This is a genomic window from Proteus sp. Marseille-Q3619, assembly GCF_965283115.1.
In genome coordinates, this window is the sequence record NZ_CBDIMP010000001.1 from 1,455,460 (window position 1) to 1,480,529 (window position 25,070).

Here is a 25,070-nt window from a genome sequence, read left to right on the forward strand (position 1 = left end):
TCACACTCCATTAAGGCCCCTTAGCTCAGTTGGTTAGAGCAGGCGACTCATAATCGCTTGGTCACTGGTTCAAGTCCAGTAGGGGCCACCAAATTTTAGCTGTTAAATCAGCACATTAAGCCACTTCTTAGCAAGTGGCTTTTTTGTTTATATGAACCGTTGCCCCATTTTTGCCCCATAAGAAATATTATTTAACCTTACATTCTTATAATTATGCTAAACCTTTATATAGTTAAGAAATAAACTAAAGGAATACTAATAATGAAAAATGTTCTTATTATAAAATCAGATAGCACAACAGAAATCAAAAGCGTCGATGATAAAGATACCACAGTACAAATAACTGATATTTCTTTAGTTCCTAAAGATATTAGAGAAAGACCTATTGAGTATTTTCCATATAATGGGAAATACTACCCCATTGCACGTGATTGTGATTTAATCAGTGATGATAGAGTTCGTTGCGTCATTGCAGGAATTAACTAATTCCCTAACTATTTCAGTCTCAAAAAATACTACCTTCATGATTAACCAGAGTTATTTTATTTTCTCTGGTTTTTTATTTAGATCATTACCCCCGCGTAAAGCATGAAATTTCTTTTACTATCAATGCGTTATTTTTTTATCGCGATCCTTTTTCTATGTCTCAAACTGAAATAACCTGAAATCTTTTTCAATCATTTCAGTTTGACGCTTACGCAAAGAACCCAATCACAGCACGCCCTCGCAATATGTTTTGTAAAAAATTCAAACTGAAATAATTTTTAGATCCAAATTGTGCAGGCGGGTGCGGATTAGTGCGTTTTACGTGGTGAATGATTTTATTTCGTGGGGATTATGCGCACTGTGTCGCACGCTATCGATGCGATCCATTTTGAGCTAACGCAGATGTATTATGAGAATTGAGCGCCTTATAATGGCGTAGGCGTGGCTATATTGAGGGCATAAAAAAGCCCGCAAGCGCGGGCAAGGATGGTAACGATTTTATCACCCAATGACAGGTGAATACTTCTGCTTAAGCCCTGTTGATTTGGTGCCTGTGTTGCTAATGGCTGAGGCATTTAACGGACTGCCCGTGTTGTTATGGGTATGGTTTGCCGTGAGTGTGGCCAACTCATTCACCACATCTAGCGTATCTAACATGCACTGCATCACATTCAATTGTTCATTACCCAGATAAACAACCGGTGCCATGATTTTTTGCATCGCGCCTGCAATACTCGAACGCACTGCCCCGATTTTTTCCTCCAGTTTCTGACCAACATCAACCGTCATATTTTTACCAACCGCCACAACTTTATTGGCTTGCGTTGCTTGGCTAAAGTCACCTTCAGCAATTTGCATAATGGCACCTGCCATTAACGTGCTTGTGCCAATGACTGTCGTTTTATCGGTAGCTTGTACTGTGGTTTCTCTGGTGATAACGGTGCGATTTTCTGTGTCGGTTTTAACTTCACGATGCATCGACTCTTCAATAATTTTCTGGTCAGTTTGACGATGCCATGTGCCGTCCTGCGTAACCCGTTGTGATACCTCTTGGCGTTGCTGTTGCAGTTGTTCGCCTGGCTTAATGTCGGGCAAGGTATTGCCATGACTTAGCACTTGACGAATAAAGGGCTTATCTGCACGGCCATTTTCAAACGCAATTTCAACCATTGAACCCACAGGCGGATATTGAAACACCCCCGACTCATTGCCTGCCATGGGCAACGGTAACGGCACCGCGTGATAAACGGGTGCCACATCATTGCCGTCGGCATCAACCATTTGCACATCAACCGCATATTTTGGTCTGAATGGATCAGAAATATCCCCCGCGGTAGTGTTTTCGGTGGGTGCTTCAACACGGGCAAATTTCGGCAAGTGCAATCCTGCCGAAAGCTCGGGGTAGGCATTATCAATTTGTTGTTGTGCTATGGTGCGGTTTTCGGCTCGTCCTGTAATGGCATCGGGGCTGATCCACGTTAGCGTCATATTGTCGTTATCCAGCGCCACACGCTCTAAGCGTTTATCATTCACTTTCACACCAGGGCGTAAACTTTGCACCATGGGGATGGTCATTTGATTACCCGCACGTTGTTCAGAAGAAAACTGATTGTCTATTTCAATCTCTTTATCTTTCCAAAATGAATCATTCCAGCTTCCTACGAACACGTCACCGTCTGGCGTTTGATACCAAACATAATCGGGAATATTGAAGACTTTTCCCAGGCTATTTAATAATTGATAACCCGTACCGTTATGAGTGTAATGTGGAATAGGGGTATTCACATATTCGGCATCCGGTAACACAAAATGTAATCCGCTGTGCTCTTTTAGATAATCGGTGATCTGTTTTAAGGTGGGATGCTGAAAAGAGCATGGCCACATTCTGTCGAATACGCCAACCAATTCGCGCACGAACAATTTTTGAAAACCATTTTGTGACGGTTGCGAACGCTCCACGTAACCCGTGAAATACCGTAATAATAAATCCGTGTAGCCAATATCAAGACGCACCAATTTACCTGTGTAATCAGTATCGGTTTTAGCAGTAATAAATCCACGACCACATTGGGATAATTCCAGCACCATTTTCACGTCAACAAGGTGCGTTTCATCACCCGATAAATAAAGTCGATTAATCGGTTTCATCTTTTAATCCCCCAAAGCATCATTAACGGGCTTCAACACATTTTTCTCAAACCAGCTCAATTCCTGCTCTTGTTCTAGCGTTCCTTCGCCGTTGGCTTTCGGCTTATCACTCATATTTTGTGTTTTGCCTTTAACCTGCCCTGCTGAACGACTCTCGCGTTTTTCAGGCACCGATAAATGTTCACGTAAGGTAAAGGTGATTTGCCAGGCTTGCTTGCCGTCCATCTTTGATGCATCAATACCGTTGGTAAATGTGCCAAGACGAAAATTAATCGCGCTGGCCATACGGTTGGCGACACGATAGCGTTTTAGTAATCCATTTTCTTTGGCTTCAGCTAGCGCAAATAAACGGGTTAGCGTTTTTTCTTCGGTGAAAGGAATAGTGCCCGTGATACGTAGCTCTTTGGGTTTGATACCCTGCTCACTGTTGACGGTACTTGAGGACTGCCCCGACTGGTCTTTATCTTGATACATCATGGACGGGGTAACAGTAAGGTTTTTTAATAAAATGGCTTCACCATCCAGCGCCAATGTAATGATTTGACTGACTTTCGGTGTGTTATTTTCGTTGAGTGGTGTCTGTGTCATGCATCATTCCTTTGATTACATCAATATCGCCCGCAAACAATGTGGCCAAGGTATAAACCGCATCCTGTTCAGGGATTTCTTTTTTCATTTTATCCGCTAATTCTGCACCGTTACCTTTTCCCTGGAACACCCAAACAGTGGTTGATTTTCCCAGCAAGCCCGCCAATGAATCTGCCATGCCTTGCAAAATGTTTTTTCGACTTTCCGCAAATCCTTTTACGCTAGAAAGTAACCCAGCAACACTTGCCCCGCTTGAGGCTTCACTTTTTGCCTTTTCAATTAATCCCGCATTAACCACTGCACGGCTATTATTTGTTGATAACGTTTGAGGTTCAGGAATACCCGCCAAGGTCTTAGCGGGTATCTGCATTTTGGTGATATTCAGGCTTTCGGCTGTTTTGGCCATACGTTCAACTTGGCTAAAAACAGGCAAAGGCAACACACCCGAAAAGGCTTGAATTGCATTGATAAATTCGTCATGAGTACGGGCGCAAATCATCGTCACGACAATATCAACCTCGCCCGCCCCCTGAATTTTATTCGCAATATAATTAATCGCATTGGTGGGGCTTAAATAACTGCCTGTGGCGGTATTTTGCCCAACACCATAAATAAAGGGGTGAACGGGTAATAACGAACAGGTAACGCCTGTTAAATCGCCTGATAGTGAAAACTGCTTACGTTGCCATTTCATTATCAACCTCACATCAAATAGATTTCTAAAATCATTAGCGTAGATGCAACTAAATGAATTCTGGTTCCGTTTTCTGTTGTCTTCATTCGAGTCCATCTATCACCATTATTGATAGTGACTAAAATGTTATCCGCTGGAATACGAATTTCTGTTACACCTATATCTGTTCTATCTGTGCGAATATAGAGAGAGCGACACCTAACATCATGCGAAACTTTCACAGACTCCCCTTCATTTATTTGCCCTTTATGAATACTCCCAATCCATTTTTTTGGTAGGTATAAATTATTTGCCTGCCCTTCTGTCAGTGCCCCCACATCTCCCGCATTTAATGTGATATCTGTATTCAGCTGTTTACCATTGACTTTACGGGTATTGGGTACACGACTATTCGCATTGGTATTGGCATTATTGGCTGTGGTTTGGGCGGTATTGGCTTTACTCACGCCGTCATTGGCAGTTCTTTGGGCATTATCAGCCTTAGTGACGGCACTGTTTGCCGTATTTTGTGCATTAGTCGCCATGGTTTTGGCTTCATTGACTTGTGCGGGCGTGGATGCGCCCACATCGCCAGCCGTTAACGTAATATCAGTACTTAATGCCTTACCATTCACTTTACGGGTATTAGGCACACGACCATTGGCATTGGTATTGGCATTATTGGCTGTGGTTTGGGCGGTATTGGCTTTACTCACGCCGTCATTGGCTGTCTTTTGGGCATTGTCGGCTTTAGTCTCGGCTCTATTTGCCGTTCCTTGGGCATTATCGGCTTTAGTCTCCGCTCTATTTGCCGTATTTTGTGCATTGGTGGCCATAGTTTTGGCTTCATTCACTTGTGCGGGCGTAGCTGCCCCCACATTTCCCGCCGTTAACGTAATATCTTGTGTTCCATCAAAAGGCACCCCCGAAATTTTGCGCGGTGTTGCCAGTTTTTGCGAGGCAACGGCCGTTCCTGTTGACGGTAATCGGGTATTGGCATTGTCATTCGCCGACTTTGCTGAAGCCATGGCGCTATTATGCAAATCAGTCACTAATTTTTGTGTCGGAGCTAATGCTTGGCTAGTGCCCGTTTTATCCGTTAGTTGGGTAAATCCTTTTGCCGTCAACGTCGCATCAGGATGATTACGGGATTTTTCGTGCGCTTTTAACGCATCATCTAATTGTTGAAAATCCAGTGTTCCTTTAGGGCGTAAATCGGTAATTTGCCCATCTGCTGAAATAGACGCAATCGCAAACACAAAATGCGGAAAACCTGCATTATCGATAGTGTTTTTTAAATCAGGCTTAACGGTCAGTTGAATCTGAGTTTGCCAGCGACTAGTAATGTTTCCTTGGTAACTCACATCGGCATAAACCTTAGTATTTTCCGCGGGTACGGTAATATTTTGATTTGAGGTTAATTCCGCCCGTAATCCACCAATGTAACCAATACCTTTTGTGACAAAATATTGATTCCCTGTTTTACCCACTAAAAAAGCATCGCCAAAAAATGAAGCTTCACCGTAACTGTCGGTATTAATCAGGCGTTGCATTTCATCTATGCCAGAAAGTCTTGCGGTAAAATCAATCTGCCACATTTCGGCAGGGGTATTGATAGCCGTTTCTTTGCTGGCACCTAAATACTCCAGCAAGAAAGAGCGGGTTAACACGTTGCCCTGTTGCCCCGCTTGGGTTTTAATTTTGCGTTGGGTAGGCGCATGCACAATCATCGCCACCGTGCCTGATTTTTTATTTAATAAACCAATCCAGTTAAAATCAAAATCTCCGATTTCGGCACCGATAGTCACCGAGTAGGCCACCGCATTTTGATTAACGACACCGACTTTATTCACCCTTTGACGATGCACAAAATATTTTGCATCGGGCAACCCTTCATTGCGGTCAATCGGTTTTTCAAGCTCTAAATTTGGGATATGTGCAAAGACGAATTCGTCTAACACAATGAGGTTTCCATCAATCGACTCTTGGGCTTTCCAGCGCTCAAATGCCGTTGTAATAATAGATTGTGACATTTGTTACTCTCCTTGTAACAGTGATGCGCTAAAGGTCTGATATTCACAATCAGCCCAACCAAAACGCATCACTAATTGATTATTGGTGATCACTTCAAAACGATAACGGCGACACGTGCGCCCATACTGGCGAATAATGCCCATCAATAAATCGGGGTTGCCTGCGATTTGTCCGTCACTGACTCGTAAAATAATGACATCCCAATCAATATCAGGCTGGCGCTCTAACAGTTCGACATAACCCACACCGAGGCGCTCAAAAATAGCGATAAAGCCACTGACCGAACCCGCATCGCGCGCATTAATAAACGCAAACTTTACGCGCTTGCGAAATAAATCAAGGGGTTCACCTTTAAAGCGGTGAATATCGCGTTGATACGCAAGCACCGATAACAATTCTTCTGAGCAGGTTTCTGCGTCCAATTGTTTGAGTGGCCATAACATCCAGTCATAAACACCCGACCAAAATTTGCGTACCGCATTTAATAATTTGGCAGGTTCACCTTTGTTCATCCATGACGGCAAATTTAAGCCTCTTAATCGTTCCTTGAAATCAGGCATCTTGTAGCTCCACGGTCAGCGATTTTAAACGGGGCACACTCAATTCACTGATAATGTCCGTTTGATTAAATTGTAGGGAATCGACCAGGGTAAAATGGCGGTGAATTTCACGACCTAAATTGGAAAATGAAAAACGCGAGTATGGCCATGTTTTTTTCACGTCATAACTGGTGTTTTCACGAAAAGCACAGCGCACCAGATTTTCAATATCTTGTTTGAGTTTTGTTTGCTCATTGACGGTTAAATTAGTGATATTTTCCACGTACACCGTCAATGTAATGGCGTGTTGCGTTTCAGGCATGGGCATACATTGCATATCATCACCGTGCCCGTGATGCCCTTGTGTATTGACGTAATCATTTACTTTGTCGATAAAGGGCTGGCTGATCACGCCACTGTCTAACAATAAATAGGCATTGGCAGTGCCTGCGCCTCGAGGCGCATCATGCAAAAAGAAAATACGGTCAATACTCAAACCCACCACGCTGGCAATCATCCCTTGATATACCGCGTCAGTATGATAGTTCCCCACTAAATTATATTGGTTACGGCAACGGTCACGTAAATCATCATCATTCTCTTTATCCGCGCCAGGCACTAACAACCAGTTTTCCTCATTTTGCGCCCGTTCAATGCCTGGCACCGCAACGGGCAAAATGCGGAAATAACCTGGCGCGAGATTAAACGCCCCGCCTGCTTCGCTCGCATCAACCGCAATCAAGGCTGATTCTTTTTCAATCGTGACCGTTTCCGTAGTCACCACACTGTAAATCTGTTCGTTAATGCGTTCTGTTTGCACGATGGTGCCCTTTGGCACCGTGACACTGTTTTGCCCTGCGACACGATAAAAGCGCACTTGTCCTTTGGCTTTGGTGGCAGGCTTGCGTTGCAGATTAACGCCCCAGGCAAACATTTCTAGCCACGTCCCCGATGCAGTAGCCAGATACATATTGGTGAACACCAAATTAATTAACGCATCTTTGAGCCACTGAACGGGCGTTGTGACAATCGTATTAATCAAACGCCAAAACGGTGACATATTGGAAGTATTGGTGATTAAGCCTTCTTCTTTCACAATGTCGTTAAATTGCTGATTAATTTCATCGACAGTGATGGGCATGCCGTTGTCTTTTAATGCCGATTCATAGTCAATTTGTGGACGTTGTTTATTCGCCATAATTCACCCCGACACTAATACGGCCAAAATCATAAGTGTCTGCGGTCACCCATAATTTTTTTACGTTTTCTTCATCAACGATAATGGTGCCTGGAATCAGTCGCACATCATCTTCAACCAGTAACACAATTTGCATCCGAATATCGGCGCGTAAGGTGGGGCTACGTTCGGCGACTAATTGTGTCGCTAAACCACTTTCAATAATCGCATGCGCAATGTCTTGTGTGATACTTTGGCGGTTATCACACAATATTGGCTCAAAGCCTGCATTGAGCGTAAAGTCACGCTCGGTTATTAGTAAATCAATGTATTTCGCCTGTTCCATGGCCTATATCCTTAATTAAGCGCGCTCCACTCTTCCAAATCCGCAGGTGACATCACATTGCCATTGTTGATCGTGATATTTCCGTATTGTCTGCGATTATCAACACTCGTTTGATTGTTATTAATTTCTTTGCTTAAACCGCCTTTATTAATGCCTTTTAAATCCCCGCCCGTTAATAATGACGGCTGATAATCAAAACGACGGTTAGGTTGATTTTGATTAATGGCATTAAAATCAGGTTGAATCGGCACATTTGGCAATGCCGAATTGACGACGGCGGTTTCGGTTTCTTTTAAATCAATATTCACGCCAGGGAGATAATTTAATTTGCTAGCCACCGCATTAAACACGCCGTTAAAACTGTCGCTTAACCATGTCCAAAGCCCATCAAAAACGCCTTTGATAGAATCTGAAATACCGTTAAACGTGTCACCGATAGAGAAGTTTTCAAACCAACTGCAAAGCGCATCCCAACCGCCTGCGACCACATTCCATAAATTGGCAAACAGTTGCGACACCGTGTTATAAATCGCAATAAAGGCTTGCACAGGTGACAATGAGAAAAACCATTGGCACACCGCATCCCAACCTTTAGCAATCCCTGCATACATCAAATTCGTGATACGAGTAATGGATGCCCAAAAACTGGCAAATACGCTGACGGGATTGATGCGCTCTAAAAATTTAACGGTAGCATCCCAACCATGAACAATATTGGTTTTTACGCCATCCCATTCCTTCACTATCCATTTCGCACTATTCGTAAATGCGGTGGCAACCATCATCACCGCTTTAATGGTCATTCTTAATGGGAATGTCAGTAATGCAATGGCTTTCGCCACACTCTTACCAAAGGCTTGACCTGCAATCGTGGTTTTATTCAGTGTCTTTTCTGAAAATTCAATCGGCGTGAGTAAGTCAGTAAACCAATTGAAAACGGTTTTTACCGCTTCCCACACAACGCCCAACGCTTTGCCGAGTTCATCAAACATAGAGCCAACGGGCGACATAGAGTCAAAGGCCTCTAAAAATCCTTGCACGAACCCTTTAAAAAATGCCTTGATGGGTTGCCAAAATTTCACAACGGCGATCGCAATTAAGGCAAACAATCCGATTAATAATAAAACTGGCCATGTGATAGAGGTAAATCCCAAAGCTGTGGCAAAAGAGGCAATTTTTGTGGTATTTAAAAACCCCGTCAGTTTGGCAAGAGAACTACTAAAAAAGCCGGTGGCTTTCGTCACTAAATCGTATTTGCCTTTCATCAGTGACAACAACACACCGCCCGTTTTCCACAACGGCAGAATACCGACCCACAGCAACCGACCGATACCCAGCACGATATTCGCCATCGCACCCATTGCCGTGAAGGCAATAAACCCTGTCACCACATAACCAATCGCGCGCGCAATATTCGGAAATAATGTTAACCAACGCACGAGCATTTGCCCCATATCGGCAATTTTATTAATCAGAGGCACAATCACGGGTAACAGAGTCATGCCGACCGCAATGCGTATAGACTCCCAAATCGACAATAACCGCTCCCACGGATTGGCTAACATACTCGCCATTTCGGTGGCGCGTTTCATCCCGTCATCACCGCCTAATGCCGTGATGTTTTTGCGTAACACCTCGACGTTATTAAACAACGATTTCACGACAATCGCCGAATCGCCAAAGGCATCCTCAATCTCTTTTTGAGCCTTTAAATTACCTGCAATGGATTTGCCGTATTTCCCTTGCAATTTATCCAGCATTTCGGGCATCGTCAGCATTTGCCCTGACGCATTAACAAACGATAGACCGAGTTTTTTCGCCCCGTCTGTTGCCCCTGACAGGAACGACTCATACGCGCCACTGGACTCTGTGCCTAATGAACGTTGCAACTCGCCTAACACCGCTAACTGTTCATCAATACCAACACCAAATTGCGTCCCCGCAGAGCGTGTGCCTTCCATCAAATCAGTGATTTCAGCCATTGAGGTGCCGAATGTTTGCGACATAATAACGGCCTTGCCCGCCAGCTCTTCCGCGAACGTCACTTTGCCCACGCTATCGGCATAGCCTTGAAACTGGGAAAACATTTTCCCCATATAGGCATTGGATTCTTCGGCGGTGGTTTTTAATGCTGATGCCGTAATGTTGCTGATTTTGGTCAGTTGCGGGAGTTCATTATCTGAAATGCCACTAATGGCCTTTCGGATAGAAAGAGAAGATTCAACGAATTGCACCGCCGATTTACCGTATTGTGCACTAAACGTCAGCGCATCATTGGTAACTTTTTTCATCGCGCCATCGTCTACACCCGTGACTTTTGCCATGTCGAGTGCGTCTTGAATAGCTAACGCGGGGTCTAAAACGTTTTTCAACGCAAAGACAGAGCCAGCCAAGCCAGCCCCACCGACCGCGATATTTTTAAATGCTTCTTGTGAGGTTTCAGCGAATTGAGTCACGCCTGCTTGCACTGCCTTCAAGGGCTGAGTGACTTTATCAATCATGCTGAGTGTAAAATCTAATGTACTCATCATTCACCCTTGAAAGCTAATGCAATGCCATTTGCGACCGCAATGCGGTGATTTTCTGTGAAGTGGTTATCTAGCCAAATTGCGCATGCGAAGCTGTCGATATCATCCTGCTCATGAGGGAGATAGTGCCGTCGTAACGCCATATATTGTCCGAGGGCACTGCGTTCAATCGCTTCGACTCGCGCCGTTAGTTTTTTAGTTCAATATCCAATTTAGGTGCGTATTCTGAATTCACCTTTTCCAGTAATTGCATCGCCGAACCTGGGATATTTAAAACCTCTGTTAAGGCTTCTTTGCTTTCTGGGGTAATAATTCGGCGTAAATAAGTGACAGTGGGCGCGACTTTATCCGTTGCTGAAATTTCATTTAACCAGCCGTTATACGCCGTCATATTCGGCTCAAAAACCAGCTCTTTACCCATCACGACTAAGGTAATTGTGTTTTTCTTGGTACTCATTTTTCCATCCTTTGACGAATTTCGTCCGTTAATTGGTTGTGCCGAACGGCACATTTTCCGTAAATCTCATGGTATTTTAATAATGCAGTGGCTAAATCTGCCCCTGTATTACCGTTTAGTTTCGGTAAGGTTGTCGTGCATTTTGTCAGTAGATTTTCCTGATAAGGCACGCTCAGTGTTGTCGATTGCTTCGTTGTACATCCTGACAAAATCATCACTAACACAAAGATGAGTGAACACAGGCTTAATAATTTCGGTGCGTATTTCAGGCGGTTGCGCATTGGCGAGTGCCTCCAATTTATTTTCTAACGTTCTTGCTGATTGACTCGCTAAATCTTGTTGAGCCTTTAAACTGGCGTTATTAACTTCATTAGCTGTTTTTAATGCGACCAGTTCAAGACTGTCTTGATGCCAACCTTTAACCAACCAGCCAGCTCCAAAAGTTAAAATAAACGCAAAGATGATCGCCGTTGCTTGTTTCATTATTTCACGCCGTTGTGCTCTAACGAGTAGTGATTACCGTCATTGAAACGACCGCCCCACGTACCGCCAATGGATTCCCAATATTCGCCAAGGGGCTGATGGTCAGTTGTCCTTGTGAGATAAATCCCCTCTTTAAATAGGTTGAAATCCACAGCTAATCGCTGAGTGTGTAAGCTGTTTTTAATACCAGTGCCTGATTTAGCGTTTAACTTTGCCTGTTCTTCTGTGCGATACGCTTCTGAAAATGTCAGTTCATAACCGTTGTCGTAAGCAAAGATAATCAAGTCCGCAATCATGCGCGTAAACTTGCGTTGTTTTTCGCCGAGTGTCATTTTTTCAACTTCCCTGTCAGTAAGTCACTGCCTCGTTTTTTCAGCCATAATTCCACTAACTGAAAGCCTGCAATACCTAACGCAGAACCTAGCCCCGTAATCGCTAAAGGAGAAATACCAGGGATCCAAATCAGCAATGCCCCCGCCATAACAGAAACCGCAGAGCCTAAAATCATTCGCCCAATAAAGAGGCGTAACGTAATCGGCTCATTACCTGTCATCATTTTGCCCAGGGCAATCAATGCGCCAATAATAATCAAAGAAATAAGTGTCTTATTATGTTCTTCCATGAACATCTGTCCTTTTATTACAGTTTGTCGGTAAGTTCTGATTCCAAATATGGAATGCCGTTAATGCGCACAAAATCGGGGGAAGTGACGATAAATTTAATTTTATGCGTCATGACTGCCCCGCCTTTTGGGTCAACGTCTAAAATATCGGTGACGTTTAATTTACAGCCGAAAGACTCAACCTTAAGTTCTTCCGACCCTGCTTTTGCGTACCACATCAAATCGACTAAGGGGATAGCACGCCAAGAACCTGCGCTACGGGCTTTGGCTGTAATCACATTTAAATACTTGGTGGATAATTCCAGCTCACCCTCTGCCGATACATCCCCGTTCACATAACCGTCAGGCACGCCATTAGTTTGAGCGACACCTGTATTATCTGTAATCGATAAACTGACTTTTTCAACATGAACTAAATCACCGTCGATATTAAAATCAATCGACTGCCCAGAAATCCGTTTCCCGCTCATTATTCATTCTCCAAGGACGTGTCTAACAGAATGCCAATGGTGATCCCTTTCGGGCATTCATAAGTTCGCACCGTGATATACACTTCAACGTTATTTTTGTTTTTCCATGTAATAACCACATCACCTTCTTTGGGTGGTTTTACTTCACCAGGGAAACTTACCCCGTTAATTTGCGTACTGCGTGACATTTCACGTAATACTTTGGCAAAGTAGGCTTGATGGGCTTCAATACTGGACGGTGTGCTGTTTAAACTGCGGTCAGCAATTTTAGCAATCGCACGAATACGCACCGTTCGCGCGACTTTATCAACGACACGTAAATTCTCAATAGATTGATAATCACCGCCTTCAACATCTAAAGTACGACCATCAGACCAATAAATGCCGTCATAGTCTGGATACCACATCGGCACACTAAAACGCTGTTTTTCCAACGCTTGCAGTGTCGCCAAATCAAGGCTTTTCCCCGTGCCGTCTAATGGAAGATACGCACTACCTAAATCGGTTAATGCGCCCGTTTTAACGCGAGCTGGGCTATCGGCAATCGTCACCGCACGGTTACATAATCGACCCGCTAATGCCCCCGCTTCATTGCCCCAAAGCATTGGCACCAATTGAATGGAGGATTCCGCTTCCCCTTTTGATAAAGCAGACAAGCGTTCAACATAGCCCGACCACGCTTCATCGTCTTGCGTTGCACCGACACCTAAAATGGCAAATAACCAGCGCCCGTGTTTTGCGATTAAATCAGAGCGTAAGGATTTAGCCGATTGAATAACGGCTTTTGTTGCATCACCAATTAATACATACCCTTCGCAACTGGCAACTGCTTGTGCATCCATCACCGCGTCAACAAATGCCAATTCTTCCGCATCCTCTGCTAATACATGCACATAGCCTGACCAGTTTTGACCTGCGTTACGCATCGCCGATAACACATTACTTTTTAACGGGCTATCTGGCGTTCCTAACGCCTCATCGAAATCGGTTTGCGTATTGACCGCAATAGTTTTACCGACATTGGTTTTTCCTTTACCAATAAACAGCAAAATGCGCTCAATTTCCTTTGTTTCGCCTTGCAGTTGGTTATGTTGATTAACCTGAACAGTTGGCCACATAGTAAATTCCTTTTTTATGCACCGTAGCCGATGCCTTGAAGTTGTCTCTCTAACGCTTTGATAAAGTCTTCATCACTGATACCTAAAAACTCACGACTGGGGATATCTACCTCCCAACTGGTTTTTTTAGGTTTATTTTGTAAAAGACGGATTAATAATCCCGCCTGAAAAAAACGCATCTTTCCTGTAATCTCTTTTAAAGGAGGCTTTACCCAACGCTTTCCTTTTTTGACTTTATAGCCCAATGCCCGTAATTTTTTGGCTTGTTTCGGTGTTGCGGTAGGCTCTGGCGGTTTCGGCTTTTCTTCAGTCGCTTTTCGTATGTTATTGTCGTTGGCATTTTTACGACTAATTTTTGCTGTCATACCATATTGCTGGCTATATCCCACGACACCAGCACCCACAGGTTTACTGCCATTGCGATAATTTCCGCCCCCGAGATAAATACGGACTATGCCTTTTTCGGGAATTTCACGAATTTTTAATAGCTTAGGCATTTTACGGAGCATCTTTTTTTTGTAGTTACCGTGTCGCCCTTGCCATGCCTCACCATCAGGTGTCTGCTGATTTTTTACCGCGCGTTTTGAAGCAACAATCACACCGTATTTAGCAATTCGCCAAAGTAACCGCTGGCGCTTTTTCGGTGGCAATTCCAATTCTTTGAGCTGTGCCCGTAATTTTTTTAGTTGCTCTGCGTTTAATTGCCCTTGAATGCTCATTTCACACCACGGGGGATCACGTCAATATTTTCAGCAAATAACACTTCAGGATTGGCGAGTGAGTAACGTTTATCATTAAAAGGCACCATGCCTTTTTCATCTTCTTTTAACACAATGGCATCACTTAATTTAAGGGTAACAATGACCATCGCAATATTATCGTCAATCACATCCACGCTCATGGTTGGCTGTTCATCATCAAAATCCGGTTCAGTAAGATCCGTTTCTAACTCTTGACGCCAAGCTTCAATCAATACAGGAATATAACGTGCATCAACCTCACGATAAGGCCAACGCCCCCAAGCAATCACGGCCTCATACTCTTGCGTTAACATTTGATATTGTTCTTTATCCGACTCATCCTTACCTAAATCACTGTGAGCAGGTTTAAACTCAATATCATCCATTTCGCTACTAAATTCCGTCGCAAATAAGGATTCAGGCAAATTTGCACGTAAGAACGCAGTCAATTTTTGTAGTCGGGTCATATCATTTTCACCGTAATGCGAGGCAACTGTTTCATATTGCGAATAACAAAGGTTGATTCCGCTAATAACCGTGACCGTAATTCGTCGCTTTCTTGCTGTGGGTTGGGCGCTCGACTGACAATCGACAAATATTCACCCAATAAATCCGCTTTTGCCCTGGCATAAACGGCTTTTTTATATTGTGCACAAAGGGCATTAACGCCTTTTATTTTTGCGCCTGGGGCGTCTTTTGCCTGATTAACACCTTTTGATAGCCAATAACTTTTTACGTCTTTTAATTCACAATTAATTTCTGTGACCGTGGTTAATAATGCATCAGCAATAAAATCGGCATCGATATTGGCAGGAATAGCGCGACTTTTTTGAAAATCACCTAAATTTAAATCAGGCCAAAATTCATCATTTGTCAGTGTTTCGTTTTGATAAGTAACGCTATTACCGTTTAACATTCACTTGTACTCGTTTTATTCAAGGTATCGAGTGCATCTAAAGAAAAATACTTTATTAATTGACTCAAAAAATAAACAAAGATGAAGGCTATCGCGGTAATAATCCAACCCGATAAAATCAGACAGATAATTCCAACAATGTCACTGGCAAGGAATAACCAGAAAAATCTATTTTTAGGTGTGTTTGTCACCTCAAAGAAAAGCTTACTTAATTCACTTCTGTTTTTTTCAGGTAAATTTTTGATAAATGAAACTGCATACCAAGCAATAAAAACAATACTGCTACAAAACAAAGCCAATAACACTGTAATCCAAGCCATTGACACACCAATATTTAAAAGACTTTCGTTCTGCGTTAAAACACCCGTTAACAACGGGATTGAAAATAACAGAACGATAACCCAACGTAATATCTTCCCTTTCATCCTTTTATCCTTAAAAAAACGGGCGAACAGGTTTCCACGACCAATAACAATCAAATTGTTTTGTCTCCACCCTGCCCGTTTTGGCTTGCGGTAGTCTTTACTCTTGCTCTAATGCCCGTAATCGTGAGGCAATGCGCAAACGATGCGTTTTAACGCCACTTTTCGGGTTTAATTGATGTGCTCTGGCAAGATAGGCATCCGCTTGATTCAGCGTATCAACACAATCAATTGCACTGGCTCTTGCATCGCCCATATCGCCTTTTAATAACTCTAACGCGTGGAATTTAAACCACTTCGCTTGTATTTTTTCGTGAACTCGCCAAATTTCCGTGACATTCTTAAATGTCCTTGAAAAATAAGGCTCAATGGGGTTTCCTGCTTCCGCTTCTAACTGTGCCCATTCAAGGATGGTGTCAGCCACAAAAGCAGGGAAACCACTTTTAAAATTGTCGGGGGTGCGCTGTCCTTGCGCAATGGCGATATCCGCCCAGTCCAGTCCTTTATCGAACTCCCCCACATCAAAGAGCCAAATGACGCAATACACAAAAATCGGGTTTTGATACACTTCGCCTTCATCTAAATAGCGTTGTGCCGTCGGTAGATACATGGGTAATAATTCGTCACGTTTCATGGCCACACGTTCATACGTTTGATTGAGTGATCGCAGTCGTTTGACATCCCGCTCAATGGCACGCGCTTGAAGATGCATACTTTCACCGTCAGCAATGGCAACTGCCTGTCGCTGTTCTAGTTTTTGTTGCATTTCAATTTTTTGCTTGTGTCTTTGAACGGGTGATAGCATGACGCTTAACCTTCTACTTTTTCAGTCGGTTCAGTGACTTTACCGATAGTGACAGCAGACTCGTCGATAGCTGCATATAACTCTGGTTGTTCAATGGCATAACCTTCATTACGCAGATACTTATTTTCGTATTGTTTACGGTCTTCAACAAACTCCGCTTTACGCTGACGAGTATTACGTTGCGTATAGATATGAAGATTTGTTGGGATGGTGACTACCATACGTTTACCAGGCATAAATGGTGGAACCATAGCAGGACGGCCTGCAATCGTAGAACCGAGCATTTGTGCGGCAATCTTTTCTGTTGGGCGATCAGCTGACTGATATAAACGGTGTTGCTCTGCAGAAACCAAATCAGCGCCAACCATGACCACTAATCGCGGGTCATTTTTAAATTGAGGCGGAATACAGTTATTAATTAAATCTGACGCCATCGCATCTAATGAACGGTAATCACCGCTATCATCTAATGTAATAGGGTCAGTCAGAACTTGAGAACCCTTATTCCACTCTTTTGCGATTTGATGCCAGCCTTTGTTAACATCTTCACCATTTGGATTTTTGACAGGGTCAGTATTTACTGCAACAGATTGACCATTCCAACCAATACGAAGCATATCTAATGCAAAAGATTCTTGAACAAAAGCTTGCATGCGATTAATAAATTCTGCTTCACCGCCTGCATTTGCCCAAACTGACAATAAATCCCACGGTAAAATCGCACCCGAATCTGTTTCGACTAATTTATATTCATTACCATCAACGCCAACTTTACGACCAAAGCGACCATCTTTAGAACGTCCCGTAAAGAGACCAGGATTACCTACGGAAATAACTTGCCCTGTTAATTGGTCAACATCAGCAACCGTAATCATTCTTAGAAATTCAGATGTTTCTAATAATGCGTCACGTAATTGTGTTTCTTTAGGTTCAGTTAAATAAAAATATTTACTAACATTAGGCACACCGCATGATGCAGAAAATGCGGCTCTATACGCATTCCAATACTCACTAGCACGTTGATTATTTAATGACATCACAATCCCCTTACACTAGGTTAGCAAAGCGTTTTTCTTTACTACCGCGTGGATTTTTACCAGGGATGCGTGTTGCCACATCATCCAACTTACTGAATTTACCTAAAATGGAAGATAAGTTATCTTTCAATTGTTTAAATTCAGGTGTATCAACAGCGTCTTTGATGACTTCCACATCTTCTTCAACATCTTCCACTTTTTCTGTTGTTGAAGTCAGTTGTGTTTCAATTGCTGTGACACGAATTTCAAGCGCAGATAATGCTTCCGCAAGTGCTTGCATTGCATCAGAGGCACCTGTTTCTTCTGGTGTATCATCAACACTTGGTTCATCAATATTGAAAAAACTACGCCAGCCTTTTCCTTTAGCCATTTTTTCTTCCTTAAACTGTTTAACTTCATCAAAAACCAACGGTTTTAATGCACCATAGCGAAACTTCTTACCTTTTTTATTAAACTGCAATCGGTCAGTACCAACGCTGGCAGGCGAACAAGTCACGCCAAGCCCTTCAAGATACGTTTTCCCTGTTCCACGAAAATTACCCGTTGGGGTAAACTCCGCCGAGGTAAAAAGCAATTGGCCGTCACGATTCGCTTGCAGTAAATGCTGATTAGGACGTAGCCGAGCATAAAGTTTTAACGTTCCTTCTTCGTCACGTTCGGCTTTTAACTCTAACACTTCGCCCATCGAACCGAACCAGCGCTCATGCTCTGGCCAAATACACGCGGTATAGAGTTGGCGGTCATAAAGTTCAGCAGAATCTAAAATCCAACTGTCCTCAATAATTCGACCATCAACCGTATCTCCCGCTGTTGCGATACAAAGCCAATTTGTCATTAATTGTGACATTACATAGCATCCCCCATCCGTGGGTATTTTCATCACTTCCGTTTGAGTCAATAGTATTGCGAAATTCCATCAGGTGGGCGAATGGTTAAATTTGGATATGGCGCATAACCAAATTTGTGGCAACGCCAGATAGGCTGTGACTCGGCATAATGTTTTACATTATGGCGAACTCACGATATTCAGATGAACTAATAGGAGTAGCGAAATCGCTGTACTTGCGACGCTATACTCCTGCAGAAATTGCAACCGAGCTTAATTTGCCGAATCGGCGGATCGTTTACTATTGGGCTGAAAAAGGAAATTGGCAGGATTTACTCAGTCATGAATCGGTTTTAGATGCGATTAATCGACGCATTATTTTGCTCAGTGAGCGAAACAATAAGACTGGCGATGAGCAAGAGGAGTTAGACCGTTTAATTGGCCGTCATATTCAATTGATGGCACAACAAAATAAACATGCCGAGAAGTTAGCACAGGCAAAAGCACAAAATAATCAATCTGGCTTCTCAAATGATAATGAGTCTGACGATGGTGAACCAAGGAAGAAAAAACGCTATCGTAAAAATGATATTTCTGAATTAACAGAAGAACAATTTCAGCAATTCGCTGACAAAATGCTTTTTGGCTATCAAAAACATTTACGCAATAACATTAAAAAATCCATTCGTAATATTTTGAAATCACGCCAAATTGGGGCGACTTGGTATTTTGCTTTTGAAGCGCTGGAAAATGCGGTACTCACGGGTGACCCACAAATCTTTTTATCGGCATCAAAACCGCAAGCCGAGGTTTTCCGCTCCTATATTGTCAATATTGCAGAGCAATTTTTCGGGGTGACATTAACGGGTAACCCGATTCGTTTAAGCAACGGTGCAGAACTCCGTTTTCTTTCTACCAATAAAAACACCGCGCAAAGTTATTCAGGTCATCTTTATTGTGACGAATATTTTTGGGTACCTAACTTTAAACATTTAAATGAAGTTGCCTCTGCAATGGCAACCCACGATAAATGGCGCACAACCTATTTTTCTACGCCTAGCTCAAAAACGCATCCCGCATACCCGTTTTGGACGGGTGACGAATGGCGCGGAAATGAAAAAGAACGCAAGAACGTTAAATTTCCGTCATTTAAAGAAATGCAGGACGGTGGACGCGATTGTCCTGATGAACAATGGCGTTATGTCATTACGCTGGAAGATGCGATTAAGGGCGGTTTTAACCTGGCATCCATTGAAAAACTTCGCAATCGTTATAACAAAGATACGTTCGATATGTTGTATATGTGTGTCTTTGTCGATAGTGGCGCATCCGTCTTTAAATATAACGATTTAGAAAAATGTTGGGTTGATGTAGGGCTATGGGAAGATCACTTTCCTGATGAACCGCGCCCATTTGGTAATCGTGAAGTCTGGGGCGGTTATGACCCTGCCCGTTCAGGAGATACCTCCGCATTTGCTATTTTAGCACCGCCTTCTGCACCTGGTGAACGGTTCCGTGTTCTGGCCATTTATTACTGGCAAGGTATGGCGTGGAAACATCAAGCCAAAAAAATCCAAGAACTTTATGGGCGTTATCGCTTCACACATATCGGCATTGATACGACAGGTATAGGTCATGGCGTCTATGAGATGGTGCAAGATTTTGCGCCACGCGAAACGATGGAAATTCGTTACAGCCTTAGCATGAAAACCCAACTTGTTTTAAAAATGGTGGATTTAGTCGATGAAGAACGTATCGAATGGGATAGAGAGCAAAAAGAAATCACCGCCAGTTTCTTGGCTATTCGTCGAGACACAACCAGCAAGGGCGGTGCCATGACCTTTGTGGCTGACCGCAGTATGGAAACAGGTCATGCCGATAGTTTTTGGGCAATTGCTCATGGCGCAATCAATGAACCGTTGAACACGGATAATCAACGTAAATCAAAATGGATATTTCAAAAGGCATCATAATGGCTAAGAAAAAATCACGGAAGAACCTCTCTATTTCGGCATCCAGTACCCCGAAAAAAAACATGAGCATTATTACACTGGGTAAACCCGAGCCGATATTAACAACGCATACAGACTATCAAAATATCTGGTATGACAATGAACATGATCATTATTCACTCCCGATTGATAGAACTGCGCTTGCTCAATTAGTTAATTTAAATGCCCAACATGGCGGGGTGATTTATGCGCGTCAAAATATGATTTTATCCGATTTTTTAGGCGGTGGTCTTAGCCATGAACAACTAAAAGCGTCCGTAATGAGTTACCTTATTTTTGGTGATACAGCCATTCTAAAAGTACGAGATTATTGGGGAAATGTCATTCAACTTTTTGTTTTGCCGTCACTTTATCTTCGTTGTCGAAAAGACGGTGATTTTGTCATTTTGATAGAAGGTGAACCGTTAGTGTATCCACCTGAAGATATCATTTTTATCAAACAATATGACCCTCAACAGCAAGTTTACGGTATTCCCGATTATATCGGTGGTATACATGCGGCACTCTTAAATAGTGAAGCCACCATTTTTCGTCGTCGTTATTACCACAACGGGGCACATACGGGAGGCGTTTTTTATTGTAATGACCCTTCTCTCACTGATGAAGTGGAAGCCCAAATCATTAAAAATCTAGAAAATAGCAAAGGTATCGGTAATTTTTCTACGATGTTTGTGCATATTCCTAAAGGCGATCCCGAAGGGATTAAATTTATGCCTATTGGGGATATTTCGGCTAAAGATGAATTTAATAATGTCAAAAATATCAGTGCCCAAGATATTTTAACCGCGCATCGCTTCCCGGCGGGTTTAGCAGGGATTATTCCTGGCAACGTTGGCGGTTTAGGTGACCCAATCAAAGCCCGTGAAGCCTATCGACAAGATGAAGTTATTCCTGTGCAACGCATGTTTGAGAATGCCGTCAATAGTGACCCTGAAATACCGTCACATTTGCATATCAACTTTAAGAAAGATAACGACAGTTTGGATGCAGAATGAGGCAAAAAAAGGTAAAATTACGTAAGTTCGATTATTTTGGAGTTCGTAATATGAAAGTGATGAAAGTCCTCTGCCCCGCGTGCGGTGAAAAGGCAATCATAAGAACAACAAATAGAAAACATCGCCAATTTGCTGACCTTTATTGTCAATGCACAGACTTAGAATGCGGAATGACTTTCGTTTTAAACGTCACTTTTAGTCACACACTAAGTCCTAGCGCCAAAGACGTGAATAAAATGATTGATAAACTGCTACCAGATAATAAACAAATGGCGCTTGATTTACTCAAAGCGCCCATTGCTTAAATTATTGAGCCACATTTTGTGGCTTATTTTTTTCCAATAAGTCCACTCTGGCATTGTCGGCTAACTCAAATATTAATGATAAAACAATATCTTTTTCCTGTGATGTGAAAGAATCAAAACTACCTACTTTTGCGATAAGAGCTATTCTTTCAAGTGCTTCCATGCTTTTTATATTATCTGTCATTATCATACCCTTAAAGAATACTGTATGAATAAACAGTATAGTCAATTTGTGTTTTTTGTGAACCCCTAAGTGATAATAATGTGAGATATAATTACTTATTGTGTGAACCTTGATATTTCGTCACGTAATATCGGGTATGGCATGATAATGAATCAATTAAATAGGCTTCGATATCACTTGGTTGTTGAGGTATTGCATAATAAACATCCCCCGCCAGACCGCCAAATAATGGCTTTTTAAAATCGTCATGACTAACAAAATAAAATTTTGCACCATCCAAGACAAATCGCCTAACACTTGTATTTTCAATACCAAGATGATCGCAAAAACAATCTAAAATATGGTTAACCTCGCATTCATCTCCAATGAAGAATTTATTTTTCCCTGTTAATAATGCGTTCAAAATTGATTCTAAAGAAAAATACTCCTCATGAGAGAAACTTGCCTTTTCGGACAAAACACTGACTTGCTTAAAATACAGGCGAGCCAATAAATCTAACATCAGTTTTATTTTTTTCACACTCATAGATTATCTCTCCTCGCTCATACCAATAAATTTGCGATATTTCTCTGCAAGAAAAAAATAGGATGCAATCAAAATATAAAATGGCCATAGCATTGAGTAATCTATCGCTTCACCTAGGCTGTATTTGTCATGATAGCTTTTTTTAGACTTCATAGTTCTGCGTATAAAAAGAACTATTGATATCAATAAATAAAATAAAACCAAGTATTTATACATTCATTCCTCTCAACTTATTTACTTTATTAAAAATACGGTCTTTTCGTTCATTAAATTGACGGTATTTCAGCTGTGTCGTGCCCGCTCTTATCAAAGAACCGTCTTTGAAACTTCTAAACGTCCTATCATCAATGACTATTCCCGACCCATTTCTCATTTTTTGGGCATCATCAAAGGTGATTTCATGCCCGATTGACCTGAAATTATCTAAAATTTCCGTTACCACCTTTTCTTCATCGTTAATCGTTCGGGTTTCCCCCGTACAGTTATTGACAGAACTCCAAGGGGCGCTAATCGCGCCATCAAAAGCCAAACCACTCCCTTTAACAGACGTGGATTCTTTGGCGACCAGTTCCCACTTAGCTGTGCGGGTAAGATAAAAAGAGTCCTCACACGCAAGCGGTGAGTAAACTCCTTTAATTTTTTTAACGTCTTCGCCGTATTCATTCCCCATTTCTGTGACTTCATAAGAAAGTCTCACTGTTAAATCTCGGCGTTTTACTGTTGCACCACCTTGCAACTCGGTGTAGGCATACCAATCACCCACATCTGACGCAAAACGCACGTTGTCCATATCTTCCGTTGCTAGAATTTGCTCTTCACCTGGCAAGCGACGCAACTCACGCCAAACCGACACAGGAGCACCGCCAATTTGCTGAAATTGTCGAATGCGGTGTAAGCTCGCCCATGCTGAAACGGCTTTGGCCATGTCTTTGCATTTCTGCCCCGTTTCATCGTCTATCTCGTCATCCATGGCGTAACCGTCTATATTTTTAGAAATATATTTAGCGATATAACCCGTGGCGGAACCTTTTTCTTTATCAATAGGCTCAACATAAAAACGGGCTTCTTTTGCCTCTTTGGTTTTTAACTCAAAGGCATCCTCTTCACGTGCATATTCCGCGAAGATCTCTCTCAGCTTTTCAACGTGGTCAGGATGAACAAATAACAATAAATGCCAGTGAGGAGTTGAATCATGATGAGGTTCTACAACACGGAAACCGAATGGACGAATTCCTTCGCGGGCATATTCAGCGCGAACTTTTGACCAGACTTTGCAAAGGTATTTCTGAACATCACGAGGGGATGCGCCATTCCATTGTTCAATGAAACCGCCCTTACTGTATGCATTGTGATATTTTGATGGAGCAGTGAGCGTGTAAAACTCACCGACATAACCCATTTCGTTAGCCATATTTTCAAACCCACGCATACGCACCATCAATTCACAACGGCGAACAGCAGGATTAGAAACACTGGCTAATACCATTTCTTCAAGAGAAACGCGGTCACCATGCTCATTGGTTAAATCGAAACTTTTTATGTAATCCCAGTTACGTTTTTTTTGCTCTATCCATTCATGTAGGGCTTTTCTTGAAATATAAGGTGACGCACTTTTTTGTACCTGCCCGACAGCAATAGCAAGATGCTCAGCACGTAAATCACGCATACGCTTTAAACGCCCATACCACCACTTATCAGACATCATGCGTAATAAACCAGAAAGCAACTGGTTTTCTGTTGGTTTACGTCTACCCCTAATAAATTGTTTCCAATACGGCGGGATGGTACCAATCTGTAAAGTAATCTGACTTATTTTTTTGTAGCCAGATTTAGCACCTTCAGAAGTCTCGCTATAATTTGCACGTTGGCAAAATTCGGTAAATGTAGAAGTGAGATAACGAGCAATACCGTTCGCCAGCTCTTTGATGGTTCCACGGTCTAGGGAGTGTAAGTTAGAAAGTTGTTCGACATAATTTTCAGGGAAGAAATCATAACCTGATGTTACGCCATTAAATTGATATTGAGATAAAACAAGGTTGTATCTTGGTAATACATTCTTAGCCACTTTACGTAAAAAGGTATTAGCAAGACGTCTATTATCTTTTTTAGCAGTCTTAAATATTTTTGAATATCGGGTAGCAAAATAAATAGCCAAACTATCAGGCATATTACCCATAATGCTATTGCGATACTCAATATCAAGCGGGTTTGCATCATACATAATGCGTTCAGCCAAGGACGCTTTTGGCGATAACTCTGGCTGAAATTCTTCTTTTTGGCGACGCATTGAGATAAATACGTCGCTGTTATTCTCCACCGCGATAGTCATATCAAACCAGTTCTTGTGCTTGACGTTCTAGCTCTGACGCTTCACTTTCCAACAGTTCAGCAACGTCGGAATAATCCATTTTGTTTTGAATGATAAGGCTAGATAACTTGCGAATACGGGATGCGTATTTATCAGCGCAGGCTTGCTTTTGCTCATTACGAGCGAACACTAATGCAGAATCTAAAACTAATGCTTGTTCAATTTCAGACACTAAACTAGGCGTAAAAATGGGGGTTGGTATTGATGTATTCATAGTTAATTTCCTTTATTTAGGTTGCAAAAAGCCCTGACCGATTAAGGTCAT

The 25,070-nt window shown here is 42.4% G+C and carries 31 protein-coding genes and 1 tRNA gene; 5 read left to right on the top strand and 27 right to left on the bottom strand.

The window, feature by feature from the left end:
- The first annotated feature begins 14 nt into the window (after positions 1 to 14).
- Positions 15 to 91, top strand: a tRNA-Ile gene (locus ACWPWK_RS06575).
- Between the two features lie 170 nt (positions 92 to 261).
- On the top strand, positions 262 to 486 hold the full coding sequence (locus ACWPWK_RS06580; RefSeq protein ID WP_109373052.1) for a hypothetical protein: 225 nt from the start codon (positions 262 to 264) through the stop codon (positions 484 to 486).
- A 501-nt stretch (positions 487 to 987) separates the two neighbouring features.
- Here ACWPWK_RS06580 and ACWPWK_RS06585 read toward each other — a convergent pair.
- From ACWPWK_RS06585 to ACWPWK_RS06695, 23 genes are all read right to left on the bottom strand, one after another.
- Complete coding sequence (locus ACWPWK_RS06585) at positions 988 to 2,634, bottom strand: hypothetical protein (protein ID WP_454208562.1); 1,647 nt, start codon at positions 2,632 to 2,634, stop codon at positions 988 to 990.
- A 3-nt stretch (positions 2,635 to 2,637) separates the two neighbouring features.
- The gene (locus ACWPWK_RS06590; RefSeq protein WP_109373050.1) at positions 2,638 to 3,222 is read right to left on the bottom strand and encodes a baseplate complex protein; all 585 of its coding nucleotides are present in this window, start codon (positions 3,220 to 3,222) and stop codon (positions 2,638 to 2,640) included.
- Positions 3,194 to 3,916 carry a hypothetical protein gene (locus ACWPWK_RS06595; RefSeq protein WP_109373049.1) on the bottom strand — a complete coding sequence of 241 codons (723 nt, stop codon included), beginning with the start codon at positions 3,914 to 3,916 and terminating at the stop codon, positions 3,194 to 3,196. Before ACWPWK_RS06595 ends, ACWPWK_RS06590 begins: the two co-directional genes overlap by 29 nt.
- 8 nt (positions 3,917 to 3,924) lie before the next feature.
- Positions 3,925 to 5,928: a phage tail-collar fiber domain-containing protein gene (locus tag ACWPWK_RS06600; protein WP_109373048.1), complete on the bottom strand. Its 2,004-nt coding sequence runs from the start codon at positions 5,926 to 5,928 to the stop codon at positions 3,925 to 3,927.
- Between the two features lie 3 nt (positions 5,929 to 5,931).
- Entirely contained in the window at positions 5,932 to 6,489 is a 558-nt protein-coding gene (locus ACWPWK_RS06605) for a phage tail protein (RefSeq protein ID WP_109373047.1), read from the bottom strand.
- On the bottom strand, positions 6,482 to 7,666 hold the full coding sequence (locus tag ACWPWK_RS06610) for a baseplate J/gp47 family protein (protein WP_109373046.1): 1,185 nt from the start codon (positions 7,664 to 7,666) through the stop codon (positions 6,482 to 6,484). The genes ACWPWK_RS06605 and ACWPWK_RS06610 overlap by 8 nt, the downstream gene beginning before the upstream one ends.
- On the bottom strand, positions 7,656 to 7,991 hold the full coding sequence (locus ACWPWK_RS06615) for a DUF2590 family protein (protein ID WP_087803460.1): 336 nt from the start codon (positions 7,989 to 7,991) through the stop codon (positions 7,656 to 7,658). Before ACWPWK_RS06615 ends, ACWPWK_RS06610 begins: the two co-directional genes overlap by 11 nt.
- Before the next feature lie 11 nt (positions 7,992 to 8,002).
- Complete coding sequence (locus tag ACWPWK_RS06620) at positions 8,003 to 10,519, bottom strand: phage tail tape measure protein (protein WP_162558376.1); 2,517 nt, start codon at positions 10,517 to 10,519, stop codon at positions 8,003 to 8,005.
- Positions 10,519 to 10,662, bottom strand: coding sequence for a DUF6890 family protein (locus ACWPWK_RS06625; protein WP_162837603.1), 144 nt, complete (start codon positions 10,660 to 10,662; stop codon positions 10,519 to 10,521). The genes ACWPWK_RS06620 and ACWPWK_RS06625 overlap by 1 nt, the downstream gene beginning before the upstream one ends.
- A 44-nt stretch (positions 10,663 to 10,706) precedes the next feature.
- Positions 10,707 to 10,976: a putative phage tail assembly chaperone gene (locus ACWPWK_RS06630; protein ID WP_109373044.1), complete on the bottom strand. Its 270-nt coding sequence runs from the start codon at positions 10,974 to 10,976 to the stop codon at positions 10,707 to 10,709.
- Positions 10,973 to 11,191: an Rz1-like lysis system protein LysC gene (gene lysC / locus ACWPWK_RS06635; RefSeq protein WP_432277949.1), complete on the bottom strand. Its 219-nt coding sequence runs from the start codon at positions 11,189 to 11,191 to the stop codon at positions 10,973 to 10,975. The genes ACWPWK_RS06630 and lysC overlap by 4 nt, the downstream gene beginning before the upstream one ends.
- Positions 11,085 to 11,459: a hypothetical protein gene (locus tag ACWPWK_RS06640; protein ID WP_109373043.1), complete on the bottom strand. Its 375-nt coding sequence runs from the start codon at positions 11,457 to 11,459 to the stop codon at positions 11,085 to 11,087. The genes lysC and ACWPWK_RS06640 overlap by 107 nt, the downstream gene beginning before the upstream one ends.
- Positions 11,459 to 11,791, bottom strand: a complete 333-nt coding sequence (locus ACWPWK_RS06645; RefSeq protein ID WP_109373042.1) for a M15 family metallopeptidase — start codon at positions 11,789 to 11,791, stop codon at positions 11,459 to 11,461. The genes ACWPWK_RS06640 and ACWPWK_RS06645 overlap by 1 nt, the downstream gene beginning before the upstream one ends.
- Positions 11,788 to 12,081, bottom strand: a complete 294-nt coding sequence (locus ACWPWK_RS06650; protein ID WP_060554727.1) for a phage holin family protein — start codon at positions 12,079 to 12,081, stop codon at positions 11,788 to 11,790. Before ACWPWK_RS06650 ends, ACWPWK_RS06645 begins: the two co-directional genes overlap by 4 nt.
- Before the next feature lie 17 nt (positions 12,082 to 12,098).
- Positions 12,099 to 12,551 (bottom strand): DUF2597 family protein, encoded by a 453-nt coding sequence (locus ACWPWK_RS06655; RefSeq protein ID WP_109373041.1) that lies wholly within the window; start codon positions 12,549 to 12,551, stop codon positions 12,099 to 12,101.
- Positions 12,551 to 13,669 (bottom strand): DUF2586 domain-containing protein, encoded by a 1,119-nt coding sequence (locus ACWPWK_RS06660; protein WP_109373040.1) that lies wholly within the window; start codon positions 13,667 to 13,669, stop codon positions 12,551 to 12,553. Before ACWPWK_RS06660 ends, ACWPWK_RS06655 begins: the two co-directional genes overlap by 1 nt.
- Before the next feature lie 14 nt (positions 13,670 to 13,683).
- On the bottom strand, positions 13,684 to 14,388 hold the full coding sequence (locus ACWPWK_RS06665; protein WP_109373039.1) for a hypothetical protein: 705 nt from the start codon (positions 14,386 to 14,388) through the stop codon (positions 13,684 to 13,686).
- Positions 14,385 to 14,876, bottom strand: a complete 492-nt coding sequence (locus ACWPWK_RS06670) for a phage tail protein (protein WP_109373038.1) — start codon at positions 14,874 to 14,876, stop codon at positions 14,385 to 14,387. The genes ACWPWK_RS06665 and ACWPWK_RS06670 overlap by 4 nt, the downstream gene beginning before the upstream one ends.
- Positions 14,873 to 15,325: a head completion/stabilization protein gene (locus ACWPWK_RS06675; RefSeq protein WP_036935256.1), complete on the bottom strand. Its 453-nt coding sequence runs from the start codon at positions 15,323 to 15,325 to the stop codon at positions 14,873 to 14,875. Before ACWPWK_RS06675 ends, ACWPWK_RS06670 begins: the two co-directional genes overlap by 4 nt.
- Positions 15,319 to 15,750: a hypothetical protein gene (locus ACWPWK_RS06680; RefSeq protein ID WP_109373037.1), complete on the bottom strand. Its 432-nt coding sequence runs from the start codon at positions 15,748 to 15,750 to the stop codon at positions 15,319 to 15,321. Before ACWPWK_RS06680 ends, ACWPWK_RS06675 begins: the two co-directional genes overlap by 7 nt.
- 97 nt (positions 15,751 to 15,847) lie before the next feature.
- On the bottom strand, positions 15,848 to 16,552 hold the full coding sequence (gpM, locus tag ACWPWK_RS06685) for a phage terminase small subunit (RefSeq protein WP_109373036.1): 705 nt from the start codon (positions 16,550 to 16,552) through the stop codon (positions 15,848 to 15,850).
- Between the two features lie 5 nt (positions 16,553 to 16,557).
- Entirely contained in the window at positions 16,558 to 17,589 is a 1,032-nt protein-coding gene (locus ACWPWK_RS06690; RefSeq protein ID WP_109373035.1) for a phage major capsid protein, P2 family, read from the bottom strand.
- 10 nt (positions 17,590 to 17,599) lie between these two features.
- Positions 17,600 to 18,436 (bottom strand): GPO family capsid scaffolding protein, encoded by an 837-nt coding sequence (locus ACWPWK_RS06695; protein WP_109373034.1) that lies wholly within the window; start codon positions 18,434 to 18,436, stop codon positions 17,600 to 17,602.
- Positions 18,437 to 18,597: 161 nt separating this feature from the next.
- On the opposite strand from ACWPWK_RS06695, the gene ACWPWK_RS06700 reads away from it, so the two are divergent.
- Genes ACWPWK_RS06700 through ACWPWK_RS06710 form a run of 3 tightly spaced genes read left to right on the top strand, consistent with a single transcriptional unit; the run spans position 18,598 to position 21,727 of the window.
- Positions 18,598 to 20,388, top strand: coding sequence for a terminase large subunit domain-containing protein (locus tag ACWPWK_RS06700; protein WP_244185046.1), 1,791 nt, complete (start codon positions 18,598 to 18,600; stop codon positions 20,386 to 20,388).
- A complete protein-coding gene (locus ACWPWK_RS06705; RefSeq protein ID WP_198630072.1) occupies positions 20,388 to 21,422 on the top strand; it encodes a phage portal protein in 1,035 nt (344 codons plus the stop codon). The genes ACWPWK_RS06700 and ACWPWK_RS06705 overlap by 1 nt, the downstream gene beginning before the upstream one ends.
- On the top strand, positions 21,419 to 21,727 hold the full coding sequence (locus tag ACWPWK_RS06710; protein ID WP_036935239.1) for an ogr/Delta-like zinc finger family protein: 309 nt from the start codon (positions 21,419 to 21,421) through the stop codon (positions 21,725 to 21,727). The genes ACWPWK_RS06705 and ACWPWK_RS06710 overlap by 4 nt, the downstream gene beginning before the upstream one ends.
- A 1-nt stretch (position 21,728) precedes the next feature.
- Here ACWPWK_RS06710 and ACWPWK_RS06715 read toward each other — a convergent pair whose 3' ends face one another.
- From ACWPWK_RS06715 to ACWPWK_RS06730, 4 genes are all read right to left on the bottom strand, one after another.
- Positions 21,729 to 21,911, bottom strand: coding sequence for a hypothetical protein (locus ACWPWK_RS06715; RefSeq protein WP_109373031.1), 183 nt, complete (start codon positions 21,909 to 21,911; stop codon positions 21,729 to 21,731).
- A gap of 91 nt (positions 21,912 to 22,002) precedes the next feature.
- On the bottom strand, positions 22,003 to 22,437 hold the full coding sequence (locus ACWPWK_RS06720; protein ID WP_109373030.1) for a hypothetical protein: 435 nt from the start codon (positions 22,435 to 22,437) through the stop codon (positions 22,003 to 22,005).
- A 208-nt stretch (positions 22,438 to 22,645) separates the two neighbouring features.
- Positions 22,646 to 24,766 carry a replication endonuclease gene (locus ACWPWK_RS06725; RefSeq protein ID WP_109373028.1) on the bottom strand — a complete coding sequence of 707 codons (2,121 nt, stop codon included), beginning with the start codon at positions 24,764 to 24,766 and terminating at the stop codon, positions 22,646 to 22,648.
- Between the two features lies 1 nt (position 24,767).
- The gene (locus tag ACWPWK_RS06730; RefSeq protein WP_109373027.1) at positions 24,768 to 25,019 is read right to left on the bottom strand and encodes a DUF2732 family protein; all 252 of its coding nucleotides are present in this window, start codon (positions 25,017 to 25,019) and stop codon (positions 24,768 to 24,770) included.
- Between the last annotated feature and the right edge of the window lie 51 nt (positions 25,020 to 25,070).

Bases quoted from the DNA above. Each gene is read 5' to 3' on its own strand.
- ACWPWK_RS06680 (WP_109373037.1), bottom strand. From the start codon at position 15,750: ATGAAAGGGAAGATATTACGTTGGGTTATCGTTCTGTTATTTTCAATC.
- ACWPWK_RS06625 (WP_162837603.1), bottom strand. From the start codon at position 10,662: ATGGCGTTACGACGGCACTATCTCCCTCATGAGCAGGATGATATCGAC.
- ACWPWK_RS06665 (WP_109373039.1), bottom strand. From the start codon at position 14,388: ATGAGCATTCAAGGGCAATTAAACGCAGAGCAACTAAAAAAATTACGG.
- ACWPWK_RS06605 (WP_109373047.1), bottom strand. From the start codon at position 6,489: ATGCCTGATTTCAAGGAACGATTAAGAGGCTTAAATTTGCCGTCATGG.
- ACWPWK_RS06715 (WP_109373031.1), bottom strand. From the start codon at position 21,911: ATGACAGATAATATAAAAAGCATGGAAGCACTTGAAAGAATAGCTCTT.
- ACWPWK_RS06585 (WP_454208562.1), bottom strand. From the start codon at position 2,634: ATGAAACCGATTAATCGACTTTATTTATCGGGTGATGAAACGCACCTT.
- ACWPWK_RS06615 (WP_087803460.1), bottom strand. From the start codon at position 7,991: ATGGAACAGGCGAAATACATTGATTTACTAATAACCGAGCGTGACTTT.
- ACWPWK_RS06645 (WP_109373042.1), bottom strand. From the start codon at position 11,791: ATGACACTCGGCGAAAAACAACGCAAGTTTACGCGCATGATTGCGGAC.
- ACWPWK_RS06695 (WP_109373034.1), bottom strand. From the start codon at position 18,436: ATGTCACAATTAATGACAAATTGGCTTTGTATCGCAACAGCGGGAGAT.
- ACWPWK_RS06720 (WP_109373030.1), bottom strand. From the start codon at position 22,437: ATGAGTGTGAAAAAAATAAAACTGATGTTAGATTTATTGGCTCGCCTG.
- ACWPWK_RS06675 (WP_036935256.1), bottom strand. From the start codon at position 15,325: ATGTTAAACGGTAATAGCGTTACTTATCAAAACGAAACACTGACAAAT.
- ACWPWK_RS06725 (WP_109373028.1), bottom strand. From the start codon at position 24,766: ATGACTATCGCGGTGGAGAATAACAGCGACGTATTTATCTCAATGCGT.
- ACWPWK_RS06590 (WP_109373050.1), bottom strand. From the start codon at position 3,222: ATGACACAGACACCACTCAACGAAAATAACACACCGAAAGTCAGTCAA.
- ACWPWK_RS06710 (WP_036935239.1), top strand. From the start codon at position 21,419: ATGAGGCAAAAAAAGGTAAAATTACGTAAGTTCGATTATTTTGGAGTT.
- ACWPWK_RS06670 (WP_109373038.1), bottom strand. From the start codon at position 14,876: ATGACCCGACTACAAAAATTGACTGCGTTCTTACGTGCAAATTTGCCT.
- ACWPWK_RS06580 (WP_109373052.1), top strand. From the start codon at position 262: ATGAAAAATGTTCTTATTATAAAATCAGATAGCACAACAGAAATCAAA.
- ACWPWK_RS06610 (WP_109373046.1), bottom strand. From the start codon at position 7,666: ATGGCGAATAAACAACGTCCACAAATTGACTATGAATCGGCATTAAAA.
- gpM (WP_109373036.1), bottom strand. From the start codon at position 16,552: ATGCTATCACCCGTTCAAAGACACAAGCAAAAAATTGAAATGCAACAA.
- ACWPWK_RS06705 (WP_198630072.1), top strand. From the start codon at position 20,388: ATGGCTAAGAAAAAATCACGGAAGAACCTCTCTATTTCGGCATCCAGT.
- lysC (WP_432277949.1), bottom strand. From the start codon at position 11,191: ATGATTTTGTCAGGATGTACAACGAAGCAATCGACAACACTGAGCGTG.
- ACWPWK_RS06690 (WP_109373035.1), bottom strand. From the start codon at position 17,589: ATGTCATTAAATAATCAACGTGCTAGTGAGTATTGGAATGCGTATAGA.
- ACWPWK_RS06620 (WP_162558376.1), bottom strand. From the start codon at position 10,519: ATGAGTACATTAGATTTTACACTCAGCATGATTGATAAAGTCACTCAG.
- ACWPWK_RS06730 (WP_109373027.1), bottom strand. From the start codon at position 25,019: ATGAATACATCAATACCAACCCCCATTTTTACGCCTAGTTTAGTGTCT.
- ACWPWK_RS06640 (WP_109373043.1), bottom strand. From the start codon at position 11,459: ATGAAACAAGCAACGGCGATCATCTTTGCGTTTATTTTAACTTTTGGA.
- ACWPWK_RS06595 (WP_109373049.1), bottom strand. From the start codon at position 3,916: ATGAAATGGCAACGTAAGCAGTTTTCACTATCAGGCGATTTAACAGGC.
- ACWPWK_RS06700 (WP_244185046.1), top strand. From the start codon at position 18,598: ATGGCGAACTCACGATATTCAGATGAACTAATAGGAGTAGCGAAATCG.
- ACWPWK_RS06660 (WP_109373040.1), bottom strand. From the start codon at position 13,669: ATGTGGCCAACTGTTCAGGTTAATCAACATAACCAACTGCAAGGCGAA.
- ACWPWK_RS06650 (WP_060554727.1), bottom strand. From the start codon at position 12,081: ATGGAAGAACATAATAAGACACTTATTTCTTTGATTATTATTGGCGCA.
- ACWPWK_RS06655 (WP_109373041.1), bottom strand. From the start codon at position 12,551: ATGAGCGGGAAACGGATTTCTGGGCAGTCGATTGATTTTAATATCGAC.
- ACWPWK_RS06630 (WP_109373044.1), bottom strand. From the start codon at position 10,976: ATGAGTACCAAGAAAAACACAATTACCTTAGTCGTGATGGGTAAAGAG.
- ACWPWK_RS06600 (WP_109373048.1), bottom strand. From the start codon at position 5,928: ATGTCACAATCTATTATTACAACGGCATTTGAGCGCTGGAAAGCCCAA.